This is a genomic window from Antribacter soli (assembly GCF_021568775.1).
Lineage (GTDB): Bacteria > Actinomycetota > Actinomycetes > Actinomycetales > Cellulomonadaceae > Antribacter > Antribacter soli.
Window position 1 is genome coordinate 64,336 of sequence record NZ_JAKGSG010000020.1, and the last position, 26,553, is coordinate 90,888.

Annotated in this window: 27 protein-coding genes; 18 read left to right on the top strand and 9 right to left on the bottom strand. The window is 73.4% G+C overall.

The annotated features are described in order from the left end of the window. Positions 1 to 85 precede the first annotated feature (85 nt). The 6 genes from L1785_RS04975 (at position 86) to L1785_RS23165 (ending at position 6,733) form a co-directional block, all read left to right on the top strand. The gene (locus L1785_RS04975; RefSeq protein WP_236088100.1) at positions 86 to 1,501 is read left to right on the top strand and encodes an NAD(P)/FAD-dependent oxidoreductase; all 1,416 of its coding nucleotides are present in this window, start codon (positions 86 to 88) and stop codon (positions 1,499 to 1,501) included. A 124-nt stretch (positions 1,502 to 1,625) separates the two neighbouring features. Continuing rightward, positions 1,626 to 3,035 carry a cellulase family glycosylhydrolase gene (locus L1785_RS04980; protein ID WP_236088101.1) on the top strand — a complete coding sequence of 470 codons (1,410 nt, stop codon included), beginning with the start codon at positions 1,626 to 1,628 and terminating at the stop codon, positions 3,033 to 3,035. Between the two features lie 269 nt (positions 3,036 to 3,304). After that, on the top strand, positions 3,305 to 4,297 hold the full coding sequence (locus tag L1785_RS04985; protein WP_236088102.1) for a metalloregulator ArsR/SmtB family transcription factor: 993 nt from the start codon (positions 3,305 to 3,307) through the stop codon (positions 4,295 to 4,297). A gap of 42 nt (positions 4,298 to 4,339) precedes the next feature. Beyond that, positions 4,340 to 4,756, top strand: coding sequence for an arsenate reductase ArsC (locus L1785_RS04990; RefSeq protein ID WP_236088103.1), 417 nt, complete (start codon positions 4,340 to 4,342; stop codon positions 4,754 to 4,756). A 77-nt stretch (positions 4,757 to 4,833) separates the two neighbouring features. Next, positions 4,834 to 5,517, top strand: coding sequence for an MIP/aquaporin family protein (locus tag L1785_RS04995; protein ID WP_236088208.1), 684 nt, complete (start codon positions 4,834 to 4,836; stop codon positions 5,515 to 5,517). 163 nt (positions 5,518 to 5,680) lie between these two features. Next, on the top strand, positions 5,681 to 6,733 hold the full coding sequence (locus L1785_RS23165; protein ID WP_236088104.1) for an arsenate-mycothiol transferase ArsC: 1,053 nt from the start codon (positions 5,681 to 5,683) through the stop codon (positions 6,731 to 6,733). A 36-nt stretch (positions 6,734 to 6,769) separates the two neighbouring features. Here the strand turns inward: L1785_RS23165 and L1785_RS05005 are convergent, their stop codons facing one another. Continuing rightward, positions 6,770 to 7,405 (bottom strand): nucleoside/nucleotide kinase family protein, encoded by a 636-nt coding sequence (locus L1785_RS05005; RefSeq protein ID WP_236088105.1) that lies wholly within the window; start codon positions 7,403 to 7,405, stop codon positions 6,770 to 6,772. A gap of 82 nt (positions 7,406 to 7,487) precedes the next feature. On the opposite strand from L1785_RS05005, the gene L1785_RS05010 reads away from it, so the two are divergent. Continuing rightward, a complete protein-coding gene (locus L1785_RS05010) occupies positions 7,488 to 8,216 on the top strand; it encodes a VOC family protein (protein ID WP_236088106.1) in 729 nt (242 codons plus the stop codon). Between the two features lie 4 nt (positions 8,217 to 8,220). Here the strand turns inward: L1785_RS05010 and L1785_RS05015 are convergent, their stop codons facing one another. From L1785_RS05015 to L1785_RS05030, 4 genes are all read right to left on the bottom strand, one after another. Further along, positions 8,221 to 9,336, bottom strand: coding sequence for a hypothetical protein (locus L1785_RS05015; RefSeq protein ID WP_236088107.1), 1,116 nt, complete (start codon positions 9,334 to 9,336; stop codon positions 8,221 to 8,223). A gap of 70 nt (positions 9,337 to 9,406) precedes the next feature. Continuing rightward, positions 9,407 to 10,993 (bottom strand): flavin-containing monooxygenase, encoded by a 1,587-nt coding sequence (locus tag L1785_RS05020; protein ID WP_236088108.1) that lies wholly within the window; start codon positions 10,991 to 10,993, stop codon positions 9,407 to 9,409. Between the two features lie 107 nt (positions 10,994 to 11,100). After that, positions 11,101 to 12,606, bottom strand: a complete 1,506-nt coding sequence (locus L1785_RS05025) for an amidohydrolase (RefSeq protein WP_236088109.1) — start codon at positions 12,604 to 12,606, stop codon at positions 11,101 to 11,103. A gap of 10 nt (positions 12,607 to 12,616) precedes the next feature. Continuing rightward, on the bottom strand, positions 12,617 to 13,087 hold the full coding sequence (locus L1785_RS05030; RefSeq protein ID WP_236088110.1) for a heme-degrading domain-containing protein: 471 nt from the start codon (positions 13,085 to 13,087) through the stop codon (positions 12,617 to 12,619). A 246-nt stretch (positions 13,088 to 13,333) separates the two neighbouring features. Here L1785_RS05030 and L1785_RS05035 point away from each other — a divergent pair, with 246 nt between their 5' ends. The 3 genes from L1785_RS05035 to L1785_RS05045 all read left to right on the top strand — a co-directional run bounded on the left by L1785_RS05035 (position 13,334) and on the right by L1785_RS05045 (position 16,152). After that, entirely contained in the window at positions 13,334 to 14,119 is a 786-nt protein-coding gene (locus tag L1785_RS05035; RefSeq protein WP_236088111.1) for a sigma factor-like helix-turn-helix DNA-binding protein, read from the top strand. A gap of 51 nt (positions 14,120 to 14,170) precedes the next feature. Continuing rightward, the gene (locus L1785_RS05040; RefSeq protein WP_236088112.1) at positions 14,171 to 15,055 is read left to right on the top strand and encodes a hypothetical protein; all 885 of its coding nucleotides are present in this window, start codon (positions 14,171 to 14,173) and stop codon (positions 15,053 to 15,055) included. 134 nt (positions 15,056 to 15,189) lie between these two features. Next, positions 15,190 to 16,152: a DNA-processing protein DprA gene (locus tag L1785_RS05045; protein WP_236088113.1), complete on the top strand. Its 963-nt coding sequence runs from the start codon at positions 15,190 to 15,192 to the stop codon at positions 16,150 to 16,152. Here L1785_RS05045 and L1785_RS05050 read toward each other — a convergent pair. Beyond that, entirely contained in the window at positions 16,100 to 17,296 is a 1,197-nt protein-coding gene (locus L1785_RS05050) for an MFS transporter (protein ID WP_236088114.1), read from the bottom strand. The two genes, L1785_RS05045 and L1785_RS05050, sit on opposite strands and share 53 nt — an antisense overlap. Before the next feature lie 53 nt (positions 17,297 to 17,349). On the opposite strand from L1785_RS05050, the gene L1785_RS05055 reads away from it, so the two are divergent. Together L1785_RS05055 and L1785_RS05060 are read left to right on the top strand one after the other, a co-directional pair. Next, positions 17,350 to 17,661, top strand: coding sequence for an ArsR/SmtB family transcription factor (locus L1785_RS05055; protein ID WP_236088115.1), 312 nt, complete (start codon positions 17,350 to 17,352; stop codon positions 17,659 to 17,661). Between the two features lie 174 nt (positions 17,662 to 17,835). After that, positions 17,836 to 18,459, top strand: a complete 624-nt coding sequence (locus tag L1785_RS05060) for a hypothetical protein (RefSeq protein WP_236088116.1) — start codon at positions 17,836 to 17,838, stop codon at positions 18,457 to 18,459. A gap of 14 nt (positions 18,460 to 18,473) precedes the next feature. On the opposite strand, the gene L1785_RS05065 is transcribed toward L1785_RS05060, so the two are convergent. Next, complete coding sequence (locus tag L1785_RS05065) at positions 18,474 to 19,496, bottom strand: AraC family transcriptional regulator (protein ID WP_236088117.1); 1,023 nt, start codon at positions 19,494 to 19,496, stop codon at positions 18,474 to 18,476. Positions 19,497 to 19,561: 65 nt separating this feature from the next. On the opposite strand from L1785_RS05065, the gene L1785_RS05070 reads away from it, so the two are divergent. After that, the gene (locus tag L1785_RS05070; RefSeq protein ID WP_236088118.1) at positions 19,562 to 20,284 is read left to right on the top strand and encodes a class I SAM-dependent methyltransferase; all 723 of its coding nucleotides are present in this window, start codon (positions 19,562 to 19,564) and stop codon (positions 20,282 to 20,284) included. A 99-nt stretch (positions 20,285 to 20,383) separates the two neighbouring features. Here L1785_RS05070 and L1785_RS05075 read toward each other — a convergent pair whose 3' ends face one another. Both L1785_RS05075 and L1785_RS05080 read right to left on the bottom strand, forming a co-directional pair. Beyond that, positions 20,384 to 20,926 (bottom strand): septum formation family protein, encoded by a 543-nt coding sequence (locus tag L1785_RS05075; RefSeq protein ID WP_236088119.1) that lies wholly within the window; start codon positions 20,924 to 20,926, stop codon positions 20,384 to 20,386. A 182-nt stretch (positions 20,927 to 21,108) separates the two neighbouring features. Continuing rightward, a complete protein-coding gene (locus L1785_RS05080; RefSeq protein ID WP_236088120.1) occupies positions 21,109 to 21,618 on the bottom strand; it encodes an LppA family lipoprotein in 510 nt (169 codons plus the stop codon). Positions 21,619 to 21,748: 130 nt separating this feature from the next. Here L1785_RS05080 and L1785_RS05085 point away from each other — a divergent pair, with 130 nt between their 5' ends. The 5 genes from L1785_RS05085 (at position 21,749) to L1785_RS05105 (ending at position 26,512) form a co-directional block, all read left to right on the top strand. Next, positions 21,749 to 22,870, top strand: coding sequence for a C2 family cysteine protease (locus tag L1785_RS05085; RefSeq protein WP_236088121.1), 1,122 nt, complete (start codon positions 21,749 to 21,751; stop codon positions 22,868 to 22,870). Between the two features lie 27 nt (positions 22,871 to 22,897). Next, a complete protein-coding gene (locus L1785_RS05090; protein ID WP_236088122.1) occupies positions 22,898 to 23,179 on the top strand; it encodes a hypothetical protein in 282 nt (93 codons plus the stop codon). 100 nt (positions 23,180 to 23,279) lie between these two features. Further along, a complete protein-coding gene (locus L1785_RS05095) occupies positions 23,280 to 23,705 on the top strand; it encodes a hypothetical protein (protein WP_236088123.1) in 426 nt (141 codons plus the stop codon). 167 nt (positions 23,706 to 23,872) lie between these two features. After that, a complete protein-coding gene (locus L1785_RS05100; RefSeq protein ID WP_236088124.1) occupies positions 23,873 to 25,087 on the top strand; it encodes an MFS transporter in 1,215 nt (404 codons plus the stop codon). A gap of 141 nt (positions 25,088 to 25,228) precedes the next feature. After that, positions 25,229 to 26,512 (top strand): endonuclease/exonuclease/phosphatase family protein, encoded by a 1,284-nt coding sequence (locus L1785_RS05105; protein WP_236088125.1) that lies wholly within the window; start codon positions 25,229 to 25,231, stop codon positions 26,510 to 26,512. Positions 26,513 to 26,553: the final 41 nt, after the last annotated feature.

Below are 26,553 nucleotides of genomic sequence, written 5' to 3' on the forward strand. Positions count from 1 at the left end.
TCGCGGTCGACGCCCGCGTACCGGACGGGCCCGCCGCGCAGACCGGAACAGCTCCATCCGAAGCGCACCAGGAGGCCTCGCAGCCGTGACTGAGCCGACCGCCACCACCGGACCTCGCGATGTGACCAACGACGACGAGTTCTGCATCGAGCTCGACTCCCTGCCCCGGGAGGACGGCGCCCTGCCCCACGTGGTCGTGGTGGGCGGCGGGTTCGCGGGCATGGCCGTCGTGAAGGCCCTCGCGAAGGCGCCGGTGCGGGTGACCCTCATCGACCGCCGCGTCTACAACACGTTCCAGCCGCTGCTCTACCAGGTGGCGACCGGAGGCCTCAACCCGGGCGACGTCACGTACTTCCTGCGCGGGCTGCGCCTGTGGCAGAAGAACGTCAACGTGGTGCACGAGCACCTGGTGAGCGCCGACCACGTCGCCAAGAAGATCCGGCTCCTCAACGACCAGTGGATCTCCTACGACTACCTGGTGGTCGCGGCGGGCGTGACCACGAACTTCTTCGGCACGCCCGGCGCCAAGGAGTACGCGTTCCCGATGTACTCGCGGTCGCAGGCGCTCAAGATCCGCGACAACCTGTTCATCCGCCTGGAGAAGGCGACCAAGTCGCGCCGCACCGACGACGGCCTGCGGGTCGTGGTGGTGGGCGGCGGCGCCACGGGCGTCGAGGTCGCGGGCGCCCTGGCCGAGCTCCGCACGACGGGCCTCGCGCCCGCCTACCCCGAGATCCACGGCGACGCGTTCGAGGTGAAGATCGTCCAGCGCGGGCAGGAGATCCTCAAGGCCTTCGCGCCGAAGCTGCGCGAGTACGCGGCGGCCGAGCTCAAGCGCCGCGGGGTGTCGCTGCACCTCGGCGCAGGCGTGGCCGCCGTGGAGGAGGACGGCGTCGTCCTCACCGACGGCACCCGGATCCATGCGGACCTCACCGTGTGGTCGGCAGGCGTGCACCCGCACGAGGAGGTGTCCGGCTGGGACCTGCCGCTCGGCGAGGGCGGCCGGATCGTCGTGGGCGACGACCTCCAGGTCGAGGGCATGCCCGGTGTCTTCGCGGCGGGCGACATCGCGATCTCCCCGTCGGACCTGCAGCAGCTCGCACAGCCGGCGATCCAGGCCGGCAAGCAGGTGGCGCGCAACATCCGCGCCCTGATTGAGGGCCGACCGACCGCCCCGCTGCGCTACGTCGACAAGGGCACGATGGCGGTGATCGGTCGCCGCGCTGCCATCGCCGAGGTCAACGGCCCGGGCGGCCGCGGCCAGATCCGCCTGACGGCCGGCACCGCGTGGCTGGCCTGGCTGTTCGTGCACATCATGTCGCTGGTCGGGCCGCGCAACCGGATCACGACGCTCGCCGGCCTCGTGACCCGCTACGGCTTCCCGTTCCACCGTCACCCGATCCCGATCGTGGGCGACGTCCCGACGGTCCGCCCGCCCAAGAGGGCGGCTCCGTCGCCCGACGGCGAGGCTCGCCGCGAGCGGTCGGCGCAGGTCTCGTAGGGGGCTTAAGCGTTTAAGCCTCTTGCGCCGCCCTTCTGCGCGCGCGAGCGTGCGGCCGGAGGTGCGCGGGACGTCGTCGGGCAACGGGCCTGGCGCCGCGCGGACCCGGGAACGAGGACGTTTCATGAGACCCACCCTCGCCAGACCCGCACGGAAGGACGTCGCCGCGGCGCTGGGCGGCGTTGCCGCGACCGCCGCCGTCGCGGCGCTCCTCGTGGCGTCGCCCGGCGCGACCAGCCCCGCCGAGGCTGCGGCCACCGGCATCCACGTGAGCAACGGGAAGATCGTCGAGGCGGACGGGACTCCCCTGCTGCTGCGTGGCACCAGCCACGCCCACACCTGGTACGCCTCACAGACCCGCGCCTTCGCCGACATCTCCGCCGCCGGGGCCAACGCCGTCCGCGTCGTGCTCAGCGACGGCACCCGCTGGACCGAGAACGGGCCGGCCGACGTCGCCAACGTCGTCGACCTGTGCTGGGACAACCAGCTCGTCTGCATGCTCGAGGACCACGACACCACGGGGTACGGCGAGCAGGCCGGCGCCTCCACGCTCGCCACGGCCACCGACTACTGGATCTCGCTGCTGCCCACGCTGGAGGGCACCGAGGACCACGTCATGATCAACATCGGCAACGAGCCCTACGGCAACGACGCGGCCACCAACGCCCGCTGGGCGGCCGACACCACCTCGGCGATCCAACGTCTGCGCGCCGCGGGCTTCGACCACACGATCGTCGTGGACGCGCCCGCCTGGGGCCAGGACTGGCAGGGAGTCATGCGGGACAACGCGGCGCAGGTCTTCGCCGCCGACCCGGACCGCAACACGATCTTCTCCGTGCACATGTACGGCGTGTACGACACGGCCGCCGAGGTCCGCGCCTACCTCGACGCGTTCACGAGCGCCGGGTTGCCGATCATCGTGGGTGAGTTCGGGCACAACCACTCGGACGGGAACCCCGACGAGGACACGATCATGTCCTACACCCGCGCCCAGGGGATCGGCTGGTTCTCCTGGTCGTGGAGCGGCAACGGCGGCGGCGTGGAGTACCTCGACATGGTGACGTCGTTCGACCCGGCGCAGCGGACCTCGTGGGGGACGCGCGTCATCACCGGCACGGACGGGTTCTCGCAGACCTCCGTCCGGGCGGCGGTGTTCGGGGGTGGCGGTCCGACGCCGACCCCCACGCCGACGCCGACCCCCACGCCCACGCCCACCCCGACCCCTACGCCGACGCCGACGACCGGCTCCTGCAGCGCGACGCTCCGCGTCGTGAACGCCTGGCAGGGCGGGTTCCAGGCCGAGGTGATCGTGACGTCGTCGAGTGCGCGCACCGCGTGGTCGACCTCGTTCACGCTGCCGGCCGGCACGAGCATCTCCAACCTGTGGAGCGGGACGTTGACCACGTCCGGGACCCAGCACACGGTCGGTAACGCGGCCTGGAACGGCACGCTCGGCGCAGGGGCGTCGACGACGTACGGGTTCGTCGCGAACGGTCCGGCGCCGTCGACCGCGCCGGCGGTCACCTGCACCTGAGGCGCGCCTCCCGCGAGGGTCCAGGCGAACCAAGGTCGGCGGAAGCCAAGAAGGCCCTGAGGCGCGCCTCCCGCGAGGGTCCAGGCGAACCAAGGTCGGCGGAAGCCAAGAAGGCCCTGAGGCGCGCCTCCCGCGAGGGTCCAGGCGAACCAAGGTCGGCGGAAGCCAAGAAGGCCCTGACGACCACCCGGATGCCCTGCCCGCCCCGTGGCGGGCAGGGCATCCGCTTGCGCGCTTGCATCGATGGATGTCAACATAGAAACATGTCGATGCAGAGCGATTCCCTCGCCGCGTCGAACGCCGAGTCCCACGCGATCGGCCTCGACGCCGCGACCGCCGTGGCCGGCACCCTCAAGGCGCTGGCCGACCCGCTGCGCCTGCGGATGCTCTCCGCGATCGCCACCAGCTCCGGTGGCGAGGCCACCGTCGGCGACCTCGCCACGCTGACCGAGGTCTCCCAGCCCACGGTGTCCCACCACCTCAAGGTCCTCCGGGACGTCGGGCTGCTCACCGCGGAGCGGCGCGGCACCTGGGTCTGGTACCGGATCGAGCCCGCCTACCGCGGTGCCGTCACCACCCTCCTCGACCGCTTCGCGCCCGCCACGATCGACCTGCGACCCGACGAGCACCACCTACCGGGCCTGAAGAACGTCGACCACGAGCTCGACAGCCTGGCCACGTCCCTCGCCGAGCGCATCCCGGGCACGACGCTCGAGGAGTGCCTGCAGGTCGTGCGGGAGTCGTACGCGGCGCTCGCCCGGCGCGGCGGCCTCGCGACGCACCTCGTGCCCCTCACCGAGCACTTCGCGCGCCAGCGGCTCGTCGACGTCGTGAAGGCGCGCGAGACGGACGAGCACGTTCCGCAGGTGCTGTTCGTCTGCGTCGCGAACGCCGGGCGGTCGCAGCTCGCGGCGGCGTTGATGCACCACTACGCCGGGGACCGCGTGGTGGTCCGGTCGGCAGGATCGACGCCCGCCGCCGACGTGCACGCGACCATCCGCGGCCTCCTCGCCGAGCTGGGCGACCCGGACTCGGCGGACGACGTGCCCTATCCCAAGCCCCTGACCGACGACGCGGTCCGCGCCGCCGACATCGTCATCACGATGGGCTGCGGCGACGCGTGCCCCGTGCTGCCCGGCAAGCGCTACGAGGACTGGGCGGTGGGCGACCCCGCCCTCGCCTCACCCTCCGGCGTCGCCGCGATCCGTGACGAGCTCGACGCGCGGGTGCGCGCCCTGCTCGCCGACCTGCTGCCCGTCTGAACCACGACCACCCGCACCGGACCCCGCACCAGAGGAACCCCGATGACCGAGACCAAGCCGTCCGTACTGTTCGTCTGCGTGCACAACGCCGGCCGCTCCCAGATGGCCGCAGGCTTCCTGCGCGAGCTGTCCGGCGGCGCCGTCGAGGTGCGCTCGGCAGGCTCGATGCCGGCCCAGATGATCAACCCCGTCGCGGTGGAGGCGATGCTCGAGAAGGGCATCGACATCCGCGCCGAGCAGCCCAAGATCCTCACGAACGAGGCCGTCCAGGCGTCCGACGCCGTCATCACGATGGGCTGCGGTGACGCGTGCCCGTACTACCCCGGCAAGCGCTACGAGGACTGGGTGCTCCAGGACCCGGCTGGTCAGGGCATCGAGGCGGTGCGCCCCATCCGCGACGAGATCGAGAAGCGGATCCGCGGCCTCCTCGCCGAGCTCGACGTCGTGGCCGTCGCGTGACGGCGGCCGCGGCCGCGGAGGTGGACGCGGCAACGGCCTCGACGACCGGCCCCGCCGCCCCGGCGACCGCGGCACCCGTGCGGCTCTGGCGGCGCGCAGTCGCGGAGCTGCTCGGCACGGGCCTCCTCGTCGCGGTCGTCGTCGGCTCCGGGATCGCGGCACAGGAGCTCTCCCCCGGCGACACCGGGCTCCAGCTGCTGGAGAACAGCTTCGCGACCGGCCTCGGGCTCGCCGTGCTGATCCTCGTGCTCGGTCCCGTGAGCGGGGCACACCTCAACCCGGTGGTCACGCTCGCCGGCTGGCTGCTCGGCCGGTCGTCCGGCACCGGACCCCACCTCGCCGAGGCGGGCTTCTACGTCGCGGCACAGGTGGTGGGCGCGATCGGCGGGAGCCTGCTCGCGAACGCGATGTTCGGCGTTCCCTCACAGATCTCGGGCACGGACCGGGCGAGCGGGGGTCACCTCCTCGGGGAGGTCGTCGCGACCGCCGGGCTGGTGCTGCTGATCCTCACGCTGATCCGCACCGGCCGGGAGAACCTGGCCGCGCCGGCTGTCGGCGCCTATGTCGGCGCGGCCTACTGGTTCACGTCGTCCACGTCGTTCGCCAACCCTGCCGTCACCGTCGGACGCGTCTTCACGGACACGTTCGCGGGGATCTCACCGGAGTCGGTGGCGCCGTTCGTGCTGGCGCAGCTCGTCGGCGGCGCCCTCGGCGTGCTGCTCGCAGGAGTGCTGTACCCGACCGCCGCCCGTCGCGCCTGACGCCGCCCGGGCCGCCTGACCCAGCAGCCCAGGCGGCCCGGGCAGTCTCCCGGTCTCGGTATGTGACAGCCGGGTAGCGGCAGCGCTCCCGCTCCGCCACCATGGTGCGACTGAAGCCGACGCCGGCGCGACCCTCGCACCGGCCGCATCGGCGAGGAGCATCGTGAACCCCGACGAGCTACGTCGTGCACAGACCCGCACGATGGCGGACCCGGACCGGCTCCGCCTGTTCGCCGCCGTGCTCACGGCACCCTCCGGGCGACCGACCGCCGACGACCTCACGGCGCCCGGCGAAGACGTCGCCGTGGCACGCTCCCACCTGCAGGCGATGTCCGACGTCGGACTGGTCGCCCTGGTCGGCAGCGTCGCCCCGGGCGACGAGGTGGCCGGGCCGTCCGTGGCGCCGGAGGTGCCCGAGCCGCGCTACCGGGTCACGCCGCGCGGCATCGTCCGGTTCGGCGGGTCAGCGCTGGCACAGCCGCGCTTCCCCGACGACCCGGCCCTCGACGAGCACGATCACCCCGCCCTCTTGCGCCGGGTCACGGAGATCCTGTCCGAGTCGTTTGCGGACAGCGCGGGGCCGGGGACCGTCGACCGGCTCGTCCGCGAGAGCTACACCATGCTCGACGCGCAGACCGGCGGCGTCGGGCACCTGCCCGCCATCACGGCGTGGCTCGCGACCGACCGGCTCGCCGCGCTGAAGGCGCCCCTCGCGCCGCACCGATCTCTCGACGTGCTCTTCGTGTGCGTCCACAACCAGGGGCGGTCGCAGATCGCGGCCGCGCTCACCCGGCGGCTCGTCGGTGACCGGATCCGGGTGCGGACGGCGGGGACCCGACCCGCCGCCACCGCCGACCCGGTCGTGCGCGCCGTGCTCGCCCGGCGCGGGCTCGACGGGCTCGTGGAGTTCCCCCGCCCCCTCACGGACGAGCTCGTCCGCGCGTCCGGGTTCATCGTGACCATGGGCTGCGGCGACGCGTGCCCCGTCCTGCCCGGTCGCCGCTACCTCGACTGGCCGCTCGACGACCCGGCGGGGCGCTCCGTCGCCGAGGTGGAACAGATCGTGGACGACATCGCCGGCCGCGTGCGGGGGCTCGTCGCGGAGATCGAGGCGACGGCACCGGTCACCGCCGGGGCGGGGCCGGCCGGCGGGCAGTCGTCGTCGCAGAGCGAGGCCGCGGCGATCGCCGCGCTGGAGCTGCGGCTCGCGAAGTAGGGCGCCGCACGGAGAGGGCGCCGGCCGTGGCCGCCGTCAGCGGTGGACGATCGCCGGATGGCGCGGGTCGTCCACGCGGACCACGAGGTCCGCCGTGTCCTCGGGCGCGACCTCGTCGCGGTAGCGCTCGTAGGCGGGCAGCGTCCAACGCTCCCCCGGCGGGGTGCGGCGGACCTCCGTCGCAGGACGCAGGGCGAGGTGCACCGTGTGGTCGAGGTCAAGCCACCGGCCCAGCAGGAGCGACCCGTCGAGCACGAGGACCAGGCCCGGCATCGCTCGCACCGGGGCGGCGCGCGTCGCGCGGTCCGTGGACGGGTCCCGCAGGCTCGGCAGGTAGGACCCGGTCCCGTCCGGCCCGACGGCGGACAGCGCCTCCCGGTTCATGCCTGCCACGTCGATCCACGCGTCCAGCAGCGCGTCCGGGTCCTCGTGCCCGTGCTCGAGCCGCAGCGACCGCGGCCGCAGGAAGTCCCGGGCGTGCAGCCGCCCCACCGGCCGGCCCGCCGCCTGCAACGGCGTGACCAGCGCGTCCGCGAGCGCCTCGGGCCGCGTCGCAGGGTGGCCGTCCACCGCCAGGCGGACCGCCGAACCCGGGCTCTGCGCGGCCCGGTCCAGGACGAGGGCGACGACCCGGTCGACGAGAACCTTCTCGGACACGGGTTCGACGCGCACGGGGACATGCTGCCATCCCGGGTGAATGTCGGTGGTCCGGGGCAGGCTTGGGGGTGACCGTGATCGCAGAGAGGGGATCCCCATGAGCACCACGAAGACGGCGCCCGGCGTCGGCAAGCTCGACGCCGTCGTCCTCGACGTCCCGGACATCCGGGCCGCCGCAGCCTTCTGGACCGGTCTGACCGGCGCCAGGACCGAGCAGGACGAGGGCGACGACTGGCTCACGCTGGGCACGCCCGACGGGTGGTCGGTCGCCCTGCAGGCCGCGCCGGACCTCGTGCCACCGCAGTGGCCGGGCCAGGAGCACCCGCAGCAGCTCCACCTGGACCTGCAGGTCCCGGACCTCGCGGCGGCCACGGTCCACGCCGTCGAGCTCGGCGCGACGCTCCTGCGCGAGAACGACGAGTGGAACACGCTCGCCGATCCTGCGGGACACCCGTTCGACCTGTGCTACGCCGAGGGCAACCCCGGCACCACGATCATGGGCATCACGCTCGACTGCCCCGACGCGTCCGCGCTCGCGCAGTTCTGGGCGTCCCTGCTCGGCGAGCCCGTCGTGTACGACTCCGACGGCATCGCGATGCTCGGCGGCGACAAGCCGGTCCTGTTCCAGCAGGTCGAGAACTACACGCCGCCTGACTGGCCAGACCCGGAGCGGCCGCAGCAGCTCCACCTCGACCTGCTGGTGCGGGACCTCGACGCCGCGGAGGCCGCCGCGCTCGAGCTGGGGGCGACCAGGCTGCCCGGCGGCAGCGAGACCTTCCGGGTGTTCGCGGACCCGGCCGGCCACCCGTTCTGCCTCTGCCGCTGAGCCGCTACGCCGGCGCGAACGCCGGATAGCCCGCGATCTCCGCGTCGGGCCCCCACGTCTCGGACGCCCAGGCCGCCGCGCCGCCCAGCGCGGCGGCGAGCGCCGGGAAGTCGTCGCGGAGGTTGAGCGCGCCCCAGCGCCACCGGTACCCGAGGATCTGGCGGTACGACGGCGAACGACCCGCCGGGCCGACGTCGGCCCTGCCCTCCCGAGCGCTGTCGAGGAACCAGAACCCCGCGAGCACCGAGTAGACCGCGCACGCCTGCCGCACCTGCAAGGGCCACGCGGGGTCCCCGGCGAGCTGCGGCGCGTGGACGGCGAGACCCTCGGTGAACGCGGCGAGCAGGTCGTCGGTGAGCCCGGCGGGCGGGTCGAACACGCACCAGCAGGACGCGAACGGCAGCACCGTGTAGGCAGCGACGGCGGAGGCGTGCTCCACGCCCGTGCCCTCCAGGTCGAGGAAGAGCCAGCCGTCGGTCCCGACAACTGCGTTGTCGGGACAGGTGTCGCCGGGCCACACGACGGCCGCCTCGCCCGGGTCGGTGAGCCCTCCGATCGACGCCAGCTCCGCCTCCACCGCGGGCCGGTCCAGCCGGTCGCCGGCGGCCTCCGCGAGCTTGTCGAGACCGAGGCCGATGACGGTCTGCAGGTCCCAGAGCTCCTCCGCTGCGAGGTCGGCGGCGAGGCGTTCGCGGGCGTCGCCGACCGCGGACCGCGAGCGCCCGACGAGCTCGCCGAGCGCACGGGCCCAGGCGTGCGCGCCCTGCCACGCGCGTTCGCGGTCGTCCCCGAGGAGCAGGTCGGCGAGCGTGGGCAGGTCACCCAGGTCGGACATGACGAGCAGGTGGTTCGCCGGGTCGCGCGCGTACAGCTCCGGCGTGCGGTCCAGCACGTCGAGACCGACGGACTCGCGGCTGAACTCCGGTGCCGCGTCGAGGAACTGCTTGACCACCACCGTCGTCGTGCCGTCGGGCAGCGCGGCCCCGGTGGCCCCCGGCTGCACCTCGCCGACGGCGCAGCGCAGCACCCGCGAGCGCCGGGACCCGCCGAGGTCCACGGGGTCGGTCAGGCGCCGGCCCAGGGCGGCCGCGGCCAGGGCGACGGTCTCTTCGGGGGTCATCCGCTCATCCTCCTGGCCCCACCCGCCCGTGACCAGCATTTTCGCTACGGGCTGCACCACCCGGCGGAGCTCAGGGCCTCGGCGCGAGCTCCCGGCCCGCGGGCGCCCGCCGCGCCTCCGAGCGGCGCAGCTTCTCGCTGCGCTTGCGCAGTCGCCGCAGCACGCGCCGGTAGGCACCGGGCCGCACGGGGAGCGCCCACTCGCGCAGACGGCTCGCCCAGCCGACGGGCGCGTGCAGGTCGCGCAGCAGCTCGTCGATGTTGTGCATGGAGAACGGGATGATGTTGGTGCCGCGCGCGTGCCGCCCGTCGGTGCGCTCCTCCATCCACACGAGCCGCCGATCGATGGCGTTGTCCATGAGGATGTCGGGCGGCAGGCGGAGCAGACCGGTGAGAGTCCCGGCGATCCACGCGGCCCCCACCTCGGCGGACAGCGGGCTGAACAGCGACGAGTTGTACCCGGCGAACGACAGCCCGCTGACCCGCACGGGGTGGATCTGCCGGTACAGCCGGAAGTTGCCGCGCCGGTCGGTGACCAGCTCCTGCACGTCGGCCGGGAGGAAGGGCACCGTCTGGCGGAACCCGGTCCCGCAGACCACGACGTCGGCCGGGAGCACGGACCCGTCGTCGAGCTCGACGCACGGCCCGTCCTTGTCGAGCAGACGCGCGACGGCCCGGTCGCGTACGACACCGATCCGCCCCGAGGCCACGCGCTCGAAGAACCCCTCGGTCACGAGCGACACGTTGGCCCGTGCGATGTTCTCGAACCGGCCGGGCGGCACCAGCCCCAGCTCCTCCAGACGCAGCTGGTCGGTCACCATCGCCTGCACCTGGTCGAGCACGGCGTCGCGCGTCCCGACCAGCGGGCCGTGGATCAGCCGCTCGATGCCGACCGGGTCGACGTACCGGAACAGCCCCTCGCCCAGCCGCGTGAGCAGGAGGTACTTGTAGTTCAGGCGGCCGCCGAGCCGCGCCGGCATCTTCCACAGCAGGTTCCGGGCGACGACGGTGGTCGACGACGCGACGTCGGACACCGGCACGGCGACGTCGCACGCCGACTTGCCGTAGCCGACGACGACCACCCGGCGGCCCTCCGCCTCGGGCAGCGTGTGCAGCTCGGTGGTGTCGAGCAGGCGGCCGCCCGCGGCCTCGAACTCCTCCCGCCCCGGGAAGTCGGGGACGTAGGGCTCGCAGAAGATGCCGTTGGCGACCACGAGGTGGTCGACGCGCTCCGTCGCGATCTCGCCCGTGGCGACGTCGTGGGTCGTGACGTCCCAGCCCAGGACGACCACCGCGTCGTCGTCCACGGGGAGGCCCGTGGGGAGCGGCGGCAGACCCCGCACCGGCTCGGCGACGACGACCTCGGAGCCCAGGCGCAGCACGTCGCCCAGCGCGAAGCGGTCGACGTAGCTCTCGAGGTAGGCCTGGACCTGCTCGCCGGAGGGCCACTCGGGGTAGTCCCGCGGCATCGGGTGGTCGGAGAACGCGTAGGTGCCCTTGTCGTTCTGGGTGGTGAGGCCCGGGTAGCGACGGGTCGCGCTCCACACCCCGCCGACGTCGGGCGCCTTCTCGTGCACCACCACGTCGAAGCCATGCTCGCGCAGCACCTTCGCGGTGCAGAGTCCGGCGAAGCCGGCGCCGATGATGGCGATGCGCATGAAACCGACCGCTTCCGACGTGGATGACCGACATGTATGACAATTGCCCTGGCCATCGAGGCTATCGGTGCAACTTCTCCGCGTCGACCCCAGGTCGTGGTGAATTCTTACAGATGGCGGTGCGCCCAGCGGCCCGCGACGAGCGTGGCGGCCACTTCCACCCCTCGCAGGGCGTCGCTCCCGACCCCCAGGGTGGCGAGGTCCGCGTCCAGCACGGCGAGGTCTGCGGGCGCTCCGACCTGCGGCGCGACCCCCCGTCCGCCCGTCGAGGCGGCGAGCGCCTGCTCGAGCGTCAGGGCCTGCTCCGCGTGCCACGGCTCGCGGCCGTCGCGACTGCGGGTGACGGCCGACGCGATCGCGAACCAGGGGTCGAGCGGCGCGACCGGCGCGTCCGACCCGAAGGCGAGCGTGACCCCGGCGGCCACGAGCTCGGCAAGAGGGAACGCCCGGTCCGTGCGGCCCGGCCAGAGTTCGTCGGCGACGTCGCGGTCGTCCATCGCATGCTCCGGCTGGACGCTCGCCGTGATCCCGGCCGCGGCGAACCGGGACACGTCCTGCCGCCGCAGGAGCTGGGCGTGCTCCACCGAGCCGTGCGCGCGGCTCGCCTCGAACGCATCCAGGGCGAGCGCGTTCGCGCGGTCGCCGATGGCATGGATCGCGCAGTCGAGGCCCGCCGCGGCGGCTCGTTCCATGAGCGGCACTAGCTCGTCGGTGGGGACGTTGAGGAGGCCGTGCTCGTGCGTCCCCGCGTACGGCTCGAAGCAGTAGGCGGTGCGCGTGTTGAGGGAGCCGTCGGAGATCACCTTGAGCGGGCCCTGCGTGAGCAGCGGGTTCCCGGCGAGCACGTCGCCCGTGCGCAGGCCCTCGGCGAGGACGGCGTCGAGGTGCTCCGGCCACACGCCCGCCCGCACCCGCAGCCCGTCCCAGCCGAGCGCGGCGCGGCGCCGCCACACCGCGAGGTTGTCCGCCACCTCGAAGTCCGTGACGCCCACGACTCCCCGGCGTGCCGCGGCCCGGGAGGCCTCGACGACCAGGGCGTCCGTGACGTCGTCGGGCACCTGGACGATGCGCGGGCTCGCCGGGATCCACTCGTCCTCGCGCAGGAGCCCTGTGGGGTGCTCGATCCCCAGGAACCGCAGGCCGGCCGTGCTCGCCCACGCGGTGTGCAGGTCGCCCGAGAGGAGCACCACCGGGGTGTCGCCGGCGACGGCGTCGAGGTGGGCCGCGGAGGGCGGCTGGGCCCAGGTAGCCCAGCGGAACCCGAACCCGACCAGCGGCCGGCCCGGGGGCGGCGCCGTCGCGGGGTCCGTGAGGGCGTCCCGGACCAGCCGCGCGGCGTGCGCGGCCGAGGTCGCCGCCGCGACGTCGAGCCGACGGCGGACCAGCGCCCACTGCGTGAGGTGCGTATGGGCGTCCCAGAGGCCCGGGACCACGCTGCGGCCGTCGAGGTCGACGCGCTCGGGGACGGCGCCGGTTCCGGCGTCGGCCGGCGTGCCGGAGTCGGCCGGCGTGCCGGCGGGCGCGACGCGGGCGACGACGCCGTCCCGCACGAGGAGGTCGACAGGCTCACGGACCCCGGCGACGCGGGCGTTCGCCAGGAGGAGGTGGCTCACGGCGCCGGCCCTACTTCACCGCGAGCGTGCGCAGCGCCTCCACTGCGAGCGCATGGTCGTCCTCCTGCTCGAGGCCCGAGACCGTCACGACGCCGACGATGCCCACGCCCGCGACGCGGACGGGGAACGCGCCACCGTGGGCGGAGTACTCCTGGAACGGCAGCCCGTGGTCGGCGTTGAAGTCCGAGCCCTTGGCACGGGCGCGCAGCCCGACGAGGTACGACGAGGCCCCGAACCGGTGGACGACCCGCACCTTCCGCTCGATCCACGAGTCGTTGTCGGGGGTGGTGCCGGGCCGCGCGGCGTGGAACACCTGCTGCGTGCCCTTGCGGATGTCGATGGTGATGGGCAGGTCCCGCTCGGTGGCGAGCTCCACGAGCAGCGCGCCGAGGCGCCAGGCGTCCTCGTGCGTGAACGCGCTCAGCACGAGCTCGCGCTCCTGGTCCTCCACCTCGGCGACGATCGTCGCGACGTCAGTCATGCGCCCCATCGTCACACGCCCGCCCGGGGCGCCCGGCCGCCGGACGTCGCACGGACCGTCCGGTGGGTGGCCCGGCCGAGCCGGCGCGCGACGCGCGCTCACAACCGTTCTCGCAGGTCCGACCCGCCACCCGGCAACTGGACGAGTGTCCACCTAACCCGGGTGATTTCTCTAGCCGCCCCTGGACCAGCCGACCGCGGAGCGACCAGACTCGGCATGCACCACACGCCCTAAGGTTGGCCCCGCATGCACGATGACCTGGTATTCCACTCGACCCCCCGCTGGGTCGACGCCTTCCCGTGGCTCCGCGGCACCGACGCCGACGCCGCCTGGGAACGTCCGGCCGACGCCGCCGCCGGCCCGGACCTTGACGAGCGCATCGCGACCGTCGCGCACCTCGCCATCGAGACTCAGGCGTCCCGCACGCTGCACGAGGTCTTCCCGCTGCTCGCGCCCGGCCTGCTGCTGAAGAACCTCCCGCTCACGCCCCGGCTGCACAACGTGCTGCGCCGGCACCAGCTGCACACCGGCGCGGACCTGGAGTCGATCACGGTCGGCGACCTCCTGGCGTCGATGCAGGTGGGCCCGTGGACGGTGGACTCGATCTTCCGCACGCTCGCCGAGGTCTCGATCAGCCCGCCGGAGCCGGAGGCTCCTGCTCCGGAGCCCGAGGAGGAGGCCGACCTGACGCCGTCCGAGGCGCTGGAGCGCTCGGTCGCGTCGCTCGAGCCGCGGATGCGAGCGATCCTGCTGCGCCGGCTCTTCGCGCCGGTCCCGGCCACCCTGGCCGACCTCGGCGAGGAGTTCGGCGTCACCCGGGAGCGGGTCCGCCAGCTGGAGAAGAAGACGCTGGCCGTGCTGGGGGAGCCGCTGGGCCTGGCCCGCCCGACGGTCACGGCGATCTTCGACGCGTACCGCGACCGGGGTGTCGACGCCGCGGCGGTGCTGGGCGTCGAGACGCCGCCCCGCCCCACGACGGCCCCCGCACCGCCCCCGCCGCGATCACAGCGCCCGCTGTACCGGCACTTCTGACCCTCCCGCCGGTAGCATCCCCCGGGCGGGATGCCACGAGGCGGGAGAACCATGGCGAGCAGGACGATCGAGGACGTCGACATCGACGTGGACGCGGAGGTCCTCGCGTCGCTCGGCTGGACGTCCGCGTCCGTGCGCGCCCGCCTCGTCACCACGACGTTCGCGCGCTCGGACCACGCCCAGGAGGTCGTCCTCTCGGGCGAGCTCCACTTCAGCCCGCCCGGCGCGTTCGAGCGGTTCGACGACGGCGTCCGCGCCCCCGCCCTGGTGCTGGCCCTGAACCGGCGTGACTCGACGCTCCCGCCGATGCTGTCGCGGATCTCGTTCGCCCGGTCTCGCACGGCGGCGAAGCGCGCGGTGCGGGTGTCCACGTCGGAGGCGTGGACCTGCCGCTCTCCCGTGACGCCCGACCTGCTCACGGTCCGGCTCCTCGCGTACGACCTGGAGGACCTGGACGGCGAGGTCGTGGCGCCCCTGCGGCGAGCCCGCCGCGTCCCGGTGCGGGTCGTGGACGACACCGACCTGCTGTCCGTCTCGGCCCGGGTCGCCACGGCGTCCGCGTTCGTCTTCCCGACCGAGGACGTGGAGCGGCTACGGGTCCACCTCGACGGGTGGTACCGGTTCGGCACGTTCGAGGAGCTGAAGACGGACCACCTCGTCGGGCAGCTCCGGGAGGGGTCGTCGCCGGGCCGCGACGCCGCCGACGTCGCGTTCGAGGTCGCCCTGCCGGGTTTCGAGGTGGAGGTGCTCGACGCGACGGGCTTCATCCTGGTCTCGCGCAGCATCGAGCTGCACGGCCGTGTCCCGGTGGGCCGCGACACCACGCTGCCGACGCGGCTGCCCCGCTGGGTGGTCCAGGACGAGTGGGACGTCACCGAGCTGGCCGGCTCGCCGGCCCGCGTGACGGTCCGCGTGGTGGACGCCGACGACCTCTAGCTGACCTCGCTGCCCCTCCGGCTCATGGACAAACAGCACCTCAGGCGACAGATTGTGCCGCGCGCGAAGGATGCGATATATCTAGAGTTGGACATGCCATACCGGTATGAACAAGGACGAAGGGCACATCGCCTGTGCAGGGGCTCGTTTTCGACGATCGCTATCCCGACCGACCCGTCAGCCTGACCCGCTGGCTCTACCCCGAGCTACCCAGCACCCCGCGTTACGAGCACGCCGCGCTGCTCGCTCTCGTCACCCGGGACGCGGGGCGGCAGCGCCCCGGTCGTGTCACGGCCGACGTCGCCCGGGAGGGCAGCGCGCTCGCCGTCTGGGAGAGCCCCGACTCGCCCGGCGACGACACGCTCCTCTCCCGTGCCGCCGCCCGTCTCGACGACTGGGAGGGTCGCGGTCTGCAGCTCGTGAGCGTGCTGGACCGTGACTACCCGGCACGCCTGCGCTCGGCGCCCGAACCGCCGCCCTTCCTCTTCCACGCCGGGCAGTTCCCCGTCGGCGACGGGATGTCCGTCGTCGGGGCACGCGGCGCGTCCGCCTGGGCGCTGGAGATCGCCAGGGCGATCGCGCGGATCCTCGCGCGCGCCGGCCTCGCCGTGATCGGCGGCCTCGCCGCAGGCATCGAGGCCACGGCGCGGCGCGCCGCCCTCGACGAGGGCGGCCGCACGGTCCAGATCCTCGCCTCGGGCACGGACGCTGCGGGGTCCGATGGCGAACCCGCGGGCGAGCGGGAGCTCGTGCTCTCGCCCTTCCTGCCCGACGTGGCCCCGACGCGGGACTCCGTGCTGCGCCAGCGGGAGACGATCACGCAGCTCGCGGTCGGCACGATCGTCGTCGAGGCGACCGAGCGGAGCGAGGCCCGCGTTCATGCCGAGCTCGCCGGAGCCCACGGCCGGCCACTGATTCTCACGTCCGTGGTCGCCGAGTCGACCACCTGGGGAGCCGCGCTGCGGGGGCAGCCGGGCGTCCGCGTGGTCGACGACCTGCACGAGCTCGTCGCAGCGGTGCACGCGATCCAGGGGCTGGCGACCGTCAGGCGGGGCGCCGGGCCGCTCGCGGGCGACGGCGCGCGAAGCCCAGCCTGAACACCACCAGGGCACCGGCCGCGAGCACCGCACCGGTCATGTCGACCGCACCGGGGCCGAGGGTGAGCGCACGCGCGCCGACCACCGGCGCGAGGGCGATGCCGACGTACATCACCGTGGAGTACCAGGACAGGGCGATCCCCGCGGAGGCCGGGTCGACGTCGGCCAGACGGTGCTGCACGGCAACGAGCGCCACGTACGTCACCGCGCCCCAGACGGCGAAGGCGACGGCGGTCGCCGCGAGGGATCCGTCCGCCGGGACGAGGGCGGCCAGGACGACCACCTCGACCAGGAGCGCGCCGACGGCCGTGGTCCGGCTCCCGATCCGGTCCGTGAGGTGCCCACCGAGCCACGTGCCGACGATCCCGCCGGCCCCGTAGACGAGCAGGAGCGCCGCGAGGGCGGTGCCGTCGCCATGGGTCGCCCCTTGGGTGACGGCCGAGCTGAACAGGTAGACCACGTTGAACGCCGCGAAGAGCAGCAGCGTCGCACCGAGCGCCAGGGCGATGCGACCGTCGCGGAGCACCGCCAGGCGGGCCGAGAGGCCCGTGGCGACAGCAGTCGGCAAGCCGCGCACGGTGAGGCCGACAACGAGGGCAAGGACGGTCGCGACCGCGGCGAGCGCGGCCAGGGCGAGGCGCCACCCTCCGACGTCGGCGAGCGCTGTGCCGAGCGGTGACCCGAGGGCGGTGGCCATCGTGAAACCGAGGCCGACCACCGCGAGCGCCCGTCCCCGCTGCTCGGGGGGCACGAGGGCGGGCGCGGCCGCGGTGGCGGTGGGGACGAGGCCGGCCCCGCCGAGCGCAGCCACGACCCGGCCGGCCATGAACCACACCAGGGTGGGTGCGGCGACCGCGAGGAACGTGCCCACGGCGATGAGGACGAGGCCGGTCGCCATGAGCGTGGTCCGCGACGTGCGGGCGAAGACCACGGACACGACCGGGGAGGCGACCGCGACGACGACCGCGTACCAGGTGATCGAGTAGGAGACGGCGCCCGACGTGACGCCGAGGTCCGCGGCGATCTGCGGGAGGACTCCAGCGATGACGAAGGCGTTGGTGCCGACGACGAACAGGGCTGCCGCGAGGATCCCGAGGCGGACGTATCCGGTCCGGGCTGCATATGATTGTTCGACGATCGTCACACAGTTGAGGGTAGATGACTGTTCGATACTTGCCGAACCATGGATGAGGTGACGTGACCGGCTATCCGAGCCCCGACATGTCCGACGTCGAGCTGGTCGACGTGCTCAGGGCACTGGCTGACCCGGTCCGGCTGCATGTCGTGCGCCTCCTCGCGAACGGGGAGCCGCGGGCCAAGGCCCTCGATGAGTGGGGTCTCGACCTGACGAAGTCGACGATGGCTCACCACTTCCGGATCCTGCGCGAGTCCGGCCTGACGAACACGATCGTCGACGGGCGCACCCACGCCGTCCAGCTGCGCCGGGCCGAGCTGGACGAACGCTTCCCCGGCCTCATGGCGTCCGTCATCGGGGACGGCCGGTCGTAGACCCGGAATCTCGTCCCCGATCTGTCCGGGGCGCACCGACGGCGGCGTGCGGGACCGAGGTCGACCACATGCGCCAGCGCCCTCGACCTGTGCACAGCGGGCCTCCGGAGGTCTGCGGCCGCCGGCCGGCGCGGCAAAGACTCGTCTCGTCAGCACCGACGACGAGGAGATCCCATGACCGACGTGACCGGACCGAGTGTGGCGAGCGCCCGGCGTCGGGCGCCTGTGCCGCTGCACCCCGACCTGGAGAGCGCCTGGCTCGCCGAGCTCGCGAGCGCGCCCGGACCTGGCCTCCCGCACCAGCTGCACGTGCGCGGCACCGGACGCCACGGGTGGCTGCACGAGTGCGGGGCCGTGGCGGCGCTCGCGCCGCTGTTCCGGACGCCCGTCCACCTCGACGGCGGGATCACAGGCTTCCGCAATCTCGGCGGGCCGGTCGCGGCCCGGCTGCTCGAGGTGCTCCCCGAGGAGTTTCTCGCCACGGAGCGCCAGAACGACGGCCCGACGATCGGCGCCGCGCTGCGCACCGTCGCCGCCCACGCCGACGACGTCGTTGCCCACGGCTACCTCGTGTCACCGCGCCGCTGCGACGAGCGCGTCACGGTCGAGGGCGTCCTGGTGCGCGCGCCTCGCGACCTGCGGGTGTTCCGCACGCACGACGACGGGTGCGAGTGCGACGAGCTGGTCGCGCACGCCGAGGCCCTCGGCATCGACGACGCGCGCTGCCGCCCGCACGAGATCACGCCGTGGTTCAAGACAGGCGGCGAGGACCCGTGGTGGCGCCTGTGGTGGGACTGAGCGTGCCGTCCGCATCACGCCGGTGCGCGCTCGCCGCGCCGCCAGCGGTGGGGCGTCGTGCCGTACCGGTCGCGGAAGCGTCGCACAAGGTAGCCCGCATCCCTCAGGCCCGCGCGGCCGGCGATGACCCCCAGGGGCAGGTCCGTCTCCAGGAGGAGGCGCCGGACCTCGGTCAGGCGTCGCTCGGTGATCCACTCGAGGAGCGTGCGACCGGTCCGCTCGCGGACGAGCGTGGTCAGGTGGCCTGTGGTGTACCCGAGCTCCCCGGCGACGTCCGCCGAGGAGATCGGCTCCGCGAACCGCCGCTCGACGACCTCGAACACCCGGGCGACAAGCGGGTCCGCCGTCCGGCTGCCAGCGCCCAGGACGTCCGCGGCCAGCCGGGCCGTGGCCACGAGGAGCCGCGTGAGCGCGGCCGCGGCGGCGTCCGGCGCCCCGAGCCGCGCTGGGTCGGCGGTCTCCTCGGCGAGCTCCGCGAACCAGGCCGACCAGCGGCCGCGATCGGCAGGCGGTACGACCAGCCGGCCGTGGTCCGGCCCGTCCGCGGCATCCGGCGCGAACGGCCGCAGCAGCGGGTGATAGGCCCAGCCGAGCGGCGAGACGGCGGCGAGGGCGGGCACCGCCGTCGGCAGGAAGAAGGCGCTCCACCCCACGCAGTGCTGGAGTCCCGTCAACGTGCCCGACTCCATCACCCGACCGGACGCCACGGCGTAGACGTCGCCGGGGCGGACGGCGTGGTCCGTACCGTCGAACCGGACCGTGCCTCCGCCGGACTCGATGTGGACCAGCACCAGGAAGTCGTGCACGTGGCGCCCGCCGCCTGGGAGACCACCCGGATGGTGCGCGCCGTCGAACCGGACGACGGACACCGGCGGCACGCCCGGCCGCACGGCGTACCCGTAGACCGGCGTGCCGTCCCGGCGCCGCGTCCGCAGGCGGGCCGGGTGCGGACGGCCGTCGGGGGTGCGGTTGACGTCGGCCGCGACCGAAGAACGTCCCATCGCCACCGTCATCCGTCCCTTCCGCGTCTCCGCCACCGTCCGATCCTGGAGGTGACCGCCCTCCCGACGGTCTACCACGCTCCCCCGACGAAGGACAGGCCATGACCCCGCACGACGGCTCCGTACGGATCCTCGACGATCTCGCACCTGGCTCCGAACCCCGGCCGTTCCTTCCCGCGGCGGCACGGGACTGGCTCCTCCCCCTGTACGACCCCCTCACGCGCCTCGCCGGCGTGCGCCGCCGCCACGATCGCCTGGTGGACCTCGCCGCGATCTCGGCGGGGCAGTCGGTGCTCGACGTCGGTTGCGGCACCGGCAACCTCGCCCTCGCGGTGCTGCGCGCGGTGCCGGGCGCCCTGGTCACCGGCCTCGACCCCGACCCCAAGGCACTGCGTACCGCGGCCCGGAAGCTGACCCGGACCCGGGCGTCGGCCACGCTGGTGCGCGGATACGCCGACCACCTGCCCGCACCGGACGGGAGCCTCGACCATGTGGTGTCCGCGCTCGCGCTCCATCACATCGACGACAAGGAGTCGTTCGCCGCCGAGGCGTTCCGCGTGCTCGCCCCGGGCGGGCGCGTCACGATCCTGGACTTCGCCGGGGATCCCGGGGACGACGCCGACCACCGCCACGGCGGCTCCCGCGGTGGCCACCGCCACCGCCACGGCCTCGGCCGCCGCGCCGTCGAGCAGCGGTCCCGCGCGAATGCCGGCGATGCCCTGGCAACACTGCTGAGCGCGGCCGGGTTCGCCGACGCGCGCGAGGTCGCGCACGAGGACTCGCGGATCGGCTCGCTCACCTACGTCCAGGCGAACCGCCCCTGACAGGCTGGGAGCCGCGCCTCCGGAGACGACGCGGCCCGACGCCCGGCTTGCCATCCGTACGGAAGGCGAGCCCCGGCGTCGGGCAGCGTGAGCGATCTGCTACTGGGCCGCGCCCTGCAGGCTCGCGGTGACCGGCTCTTCCGTCACGATGACGCACTGGATCACGCGGTCGGAACCGATGGTCCAGCCGTCCGAGGTCGGGGTGAACGGGAAGTACTGGTAGATCGACTCGTCGTAGGTGAGCCCGACGAAGTCCGTGAAGGCGGGCAGGCAGAACTCCTCGGCCGCCGCGTCGACGGCCTCCTCGCCGGGGTAGTCACCGTCCGGGAGCGTCGTCTCGCCGAACACCTCGCCGGTGTGCGGGTCCGCGCAGGGGACCACGGGGACGGCGTCGAGCTCCGCCGAGTCGCCCTCGTACATCGCCTCCAGCGCGTCCATGTCGATGCAGTCGCCGACCTTGAGGGAGAAGATGTCTGCCTCCGCGGAGGCCGTCACCTCGCCGCCCGGCTCGTCGCGGGGCGCCTCCTGGGGCGTGCCCAGCTCGTCAAGGATCGCGCCGCAGCCGGAGAGCAGGAGGAGCGAGAGCGTAGCGGCGACAGCGCCCAGGGCGCGGCCACGACGCGTGGAGAGTGCAGAAACCACATTGACCCTTCGTCAGGTGCCGGTCGGGCGGCACACGGTTTTGAGAGGTGATTCGGCGGCCGCCGGGCAACCGCCCGGCCGACCCTACCGAAGGCTGAGCGTCCGCTGGGCGTGCCGCGGGCAACGATTCGATACCGGTTCTGACCAGCCTGAACATCCGGTAGGCATGGCCTGGACGTGCGTCACGGCAGCTCGCAGCCTGCGACGCCCGAGCGCACGAGGGCGCTCGACACGGCGAGCTCGGTCCGGGCCTTGAACCTCAGCTGCAGCACCGCCCCCGCATCGTCCTCGGCCTGGACGACGAGCCAGCCACCCACGGCGGGACCGTCCTCGACCACCTCGAACCCGTGGTCCGCGAGGACGGGGCCGACCGCCGCGACGACGTCGTCCCACTGCGCTCCGGTGGCCGCTACGTCCAGCTTCTCGACCGCCTCCCGTGTGGGGGACGAGTACGTGCACAACCCGTCCGGGGCCGCCTCGGCCAGGCCTGGCCCGTCCGCCGTCCAGTCGACGTCGCCCACGACGCCGGCGAATGCCGCCGCAACGTCGTCGAGCGCCGCCTCGTAGTGCGCAGGCGCCTCGTCGAGCGTGCGGCTCGCCTCGGGCCCCGGGGAGCACGCGGCGACCAGCAGCGAGCAGGTCGCGGCGGCGACCACTGCTCGCAAGCCCACGGCGGGACCGACGGTGCGCACAGACTCCCCTCTCGACGGCGGACGGAGCCAGGGTAGCCACCCGGACAGCCCCGGGGTATGGGGAGTACTCCCCTTGGCGATACCGCTGACCTGCCACTACGGTCGGGTCTGACGTGGGAGGTAAGCACAAATGTCCGGGATGTACGGCGCCGACGTGGCGCAGCTCAGGGCACTCGGCGAGACCATGGCGCGAGGCGCCGAGACGCTCGAGTCGATGCTCGGACAGGTGGGCTCCCAGGTCGTCGCAGCTCCGTGGTTCGGCCCGAGCGGGGACCAGTTCGTCGAGGAGTGGCACTCGCAGCACGCCAGTTCCCTGCGGGGCGCGATCGCCGCGCTGGAGGACGCCGGCCGGAAGGCAATCGCCAACGCCGACGCCCAGGAACGCACGAGCAACGAGCTCGACGGCGGGGGCGGGGGCCGAGGCGACGGCGGCTACGTGAGCCCGGACCCCAGCCGCGGTTCCGGCGGCGACCCGTCCGGGGGCCCGGGCAACAAGGAGAAGGAGCCGGAGGGCGGCGGCGATCTCGGCAAGCCCGAGGACATCGGCCAGGTCCCCACCGACGACGCCGCGATCAACCCGAACCAGATCGATCAGGGCAGCCTCGCCGACTGCTGGTTCCTCGCCTCCGCCGGTGCCGTCGCGAAGCAGGACCCGGAGTGGCTGCGCGAGCACATGCGGTACAACGCCCAGGACGGCACCTACACCGTCACGTTCTACCGCGACGGCGAGCCCGTGGAGATCACGGTCGAGGCGAACGTCATGAGCGACGCCGCGGGCGACCCCAGCGGCAACCCCTCGTGGATCTCCGTCTACGAGAAGGCGGCAGCCGTGTTCATGGGCGGCGAATACGGCGACATCGAGTACGACGACCCCGCCACGGCCCTCGAGATGATCACCGGCAAGGAGACGGACAGCGCGGACACCGACCCGTTCCTGCCGTGGTCCGACCCGCCGAGCTTCTCGTCCATCCAGGACCAGCTCGACTCGGGCAAGCCGGTGGTGGCGTCGTCGAAGGACGGCGGCGGGTGGTTCGGCGACGGCCCGTCCGACGACGAGGTCGTGGCCAACCACGTCTACGTCGTCGACGGCGTGTCGGCGGACGGGAAGACGATCACGCTCATCAACCCGTGGGGTCCCAGCGGGGGCACCGGCTCCGACGGCAACACCAAGCCGGGCACCATCACGATGACGGCCGACGAGTTCTACGAGAACTTCGGCTCCGTGACGACCGGGTCGTCGACCCGCGACTGACGCACCATGGACGAGAGGAGGTCACGCATGTCTGACGAGATCCGGGTCAAGCAGAGCGCGCAGCTGCGCATCGGTTCCACGCGGGTGGGAGTGATGATCGCCGGTCTGCGCGACGGCGTCCCCACCGCACGGCTCCTGGTCAGGTCCGACGACGGCCGCCGCGCGCGGGTCGACGTCGAGGCCGGCGGAACGGTGGACCTCTTCGACGAGGGCGAGCTCGAGCTCGTCGCCGTCGAAGGTGGCACCGTGCGGGGCGAGCGGAGCGCGGTGGTAGTGCGCCAGACGGTCGTCGGGAAGACGGTTCGATAGCTGCCGGCGGCCCGCCGACCCGGCAGCATGGGGGCTCTCCCCCTTGGTGACGCCCCTGACCTGCGTATACGGTCGGCGCGGACGGGATGGGAGCACAAGCATGTCCGGGATGTATGGCGCCGACGTGGCGCAGCTCAGGGCACTCGGCGAGACCATGGCGCGAGGCGCCGAGACGCTCGAGTCGATGCTCGGACAGGTGGGCCCGCCGAGCCTCTCGTCCATCCAGGACCAGATCGACTCGGGCAAGCCCGTCGTGGCGTCGACGAAGACCACCGGCGACGACGGATGGAAGGCCGACGACGACGTCGTGGCCAACCACACCTACATCGTCGACAGCGTCTCGGCCGACGGGGAGAAGATCACGCTCATCAACCCGTGGGGCCCCGACGGGGGCACCGGCAGGGACGGAGAACACAAGCCGGGCCACGATCACGCTGACGGCCGACGAGTTCTACAAGAACTTCGGCTCCGTGACGACCGGGTCGTCGACTCGCTGACGCACCGCGTGGCTGGCTCTCCGGGATAGGCTCAAGGCCTCCTCGTGAAATCGATTCGATAGGTGTCGGCGGCCCGGGGATACTGTCCACGGGCCGGCCTCCGACGGCGCAGCCGCCCGCCTCCGGGTGTCGATCGCGTGCCGCGCCGTTCGTCGTCCGGACGCCAGACCGAGCGACTCACCGACGGAGGCCCCGCATGACAACGTTGACCGACCAGGCCCGCCCGCCCGCCCCGGCGGAGCCGTCGCCGGCCGACCGGCGCCGCGCCCTGGTGGCCCTCGTCGCGCTGTCGGTGTCCGCGTTCACCTTCGTGACCGCCGAGAACCTGCCTGGCGGGCTGCTCACGCTCATCGCGCCGGACCTCGGTCGCACGACGTCCGAGATCGGGCTCCTGGTCACCGGGTACGCGGCCGTCGTCGTGGCCGCCTCCGTGCCGCTCGCCCGGCTCACCCGCTCCATCCCGCGCCGGACCGTCCTGGCGGCCACCACCGCGGTCTGCACCGTGGGCACGCTGTGGTCCGCGCTCGCCGTCGGCTACTGGGACCAGATGGCCGCCCGCCTGGTCACCGCCCTCGGCCAGGCGCTGTTCTGGGCCGTGGTGATCCCTGCCGCCGCGGCGCTGTTCACACCAGAGGTCCGCGGCAAGATGATCGCGCGCCTCACGATCGGCAACTCGCTGGGCCCGGTGCTCGGCGTCCCGTTCGGCACGTGGCTCGGTCAGCAGGCCGGCTGGCGCGTCTCGTTCCTCGCGATGTCCGCCGTCAGCCTGGCGGCGTGCCTCGCCGTCGTGGCGTTCATGCCGCGGGCCGAGGGGACGGCCAGCGACACGTCGCGCGGCTCGCACCCCAGCATGCGCCGCTTCGTCGTGCTGATGGTGGTCACGGCGCTGCTGGTCACGGGCTCGTTCGGGATGATCACGTTCGTCACCCAGTTCCTGCTCGACGTCAGCGGCTTCGCCGACGGCTACCTGGGCCCGCTGCTCCTCGGCCAGGGCCTGGCCGGCGTCGCCGCCACGCTCGTCGTCGGGCAGCTCCTCGACCGGCGGCCCTGGTCCGCGCTCGCCGTCGCCCTCGGGGCCTTGATCCTGGCGCTCCTCGTCCTGTGGGCGCTCGGCCAGGTCCCTGGCGTCGCCGTGGCCGGCCTGGCCCTGTTCGGCTTCGCGTTCAGCGCGATCCCGCCCGCGATCTCGCACCTCACGCTGCAGGTCGCGCCCGGCGCGACCGAGATGGCGACCGCGACGTCGAGCTCCGTCTTCAACGTCGGCATCGCGTGCGGCTCCGCGCTCGGCGCCGGCGTGGTCGCAGGGATCGGGGTCCAGGCGGTGCCGGTCGTGGGATCGGCGTTCGTGCTGCTGGCCCTCGCGGTCCTCGCCTGGGACCTGCGCGCGGCGCGCAGCGACGCTCGGGCCTGAGGGCTTTGCCCCGAAACGTCGAGTTTGGCGCCACGTCACCGGCCGTTCACCCACGGGCGGGTGGACGGGCCTACGGTGTCCTCGCACCAAGCCTGTTGTCCACAGTGATGTCCGCAGAGCTGTCCACGCCGAGGAGCACCCATGCCCCGCACCGCAGTCCTCCGCACCACCGGTCTGGTCCTCGCCGCCGCCCTCCTCGGCGGTGGAACGGCCGCCGCGAGCACGCCCGTCACCGCCGGGGACGCCGACCCGGCCGGGCTGTCCGACGCCGGCAGGTCGCCCTCCACGTCCGGCTCGTCCCGCGGGTCGCTCCGGGTCGCGACATACAACCTGTCCCTGAACCGCGCGGCCGCCGGGCAGCTCGTGGCCGACCTGTCGACCGGCACGAACGCCCAGGCACGCACCGTCGCCCAGGTGATCCAGCGGGCCCGGCCTGACGTCGTGCTCCTGAACGAGTTCGACTACGTCGAGGGCGGCGTCGCGGCCGACCTCTTCCGGACCAACTACCTCGAGGTGTCCCAGGACGGCGCCGCCCCGGTCGAGTACCCGTACGCGTTCGTCGCGCCGTCGAACACTGGCATCCCGAGCGGCTTCGACCTGAACAACAACGGGACCGTGGGCGGCGGAGACGACGCGTTCGGCTTCGGCGTCTTCCCAGGCCAGTACGGGATGGTCGTGCTGTCCCGGTACCCGATCGAGCTCGACGACGCGCGCACGTTCCAGCACCTCCTGTGGAAGGACCTGCCGGGAGCGGTGCTGCCGGACGACGCCGCCACCCCCGCGCCTGCCGACTGGTACTCGGCCGAGGAGCTCGCCGTCCTGCCGCTCTCCTCGAAGTCGCACTGGGACGTGCCCGTCCGGGTCGGCCGCGAGACGGTCCACATCCTGGCCGCGCACCCGACCCCGCCGACGTTCGACGGCGCGGAGGACCGCAACGGTCGCCGCAACCATGACGAGATCCGGTTCTGGGCGGACTACGTGACGCCGGGCCGCTCCGGCTACGTGTACGACGACGAGGGCGGGCGCGGCGGGCTGAAGCCGGGCGAGAGCTTCGTGATCGTCGGCGACTACAACGCCGACCCGCTCGACGGCGACTCGTACGACGGCGCGATCCACCAGCTCCTCGACAGCCGCCGGCTCCGCGACCCGCTGCCGACGTCGGACGGCGCGGTCGAGGCGAGCGCGCTCCAGGGCGGCGCCAACCTGACCCACGCCGGCGACCCCGTGTACGACACGGCCGACTTCGCCGACACGGCGCCGGGCAACCTGCGTGCCGACTACGTGCTGCCGTCGCGCGACCTGCGGGTCATTGGTGCGGGCGTGTTCTGGCCGGTCGCGGCCGACCCGCTGTCCCGCCTGACCGGCGTCTTCCCGTTCCCGTCGAGCGACCACCGGCTCGTGTGGGCGGACATCCTCGCGAAGTAGTAATGCCGTCCGACGGACCTACTACCTCGGAATCATCACGA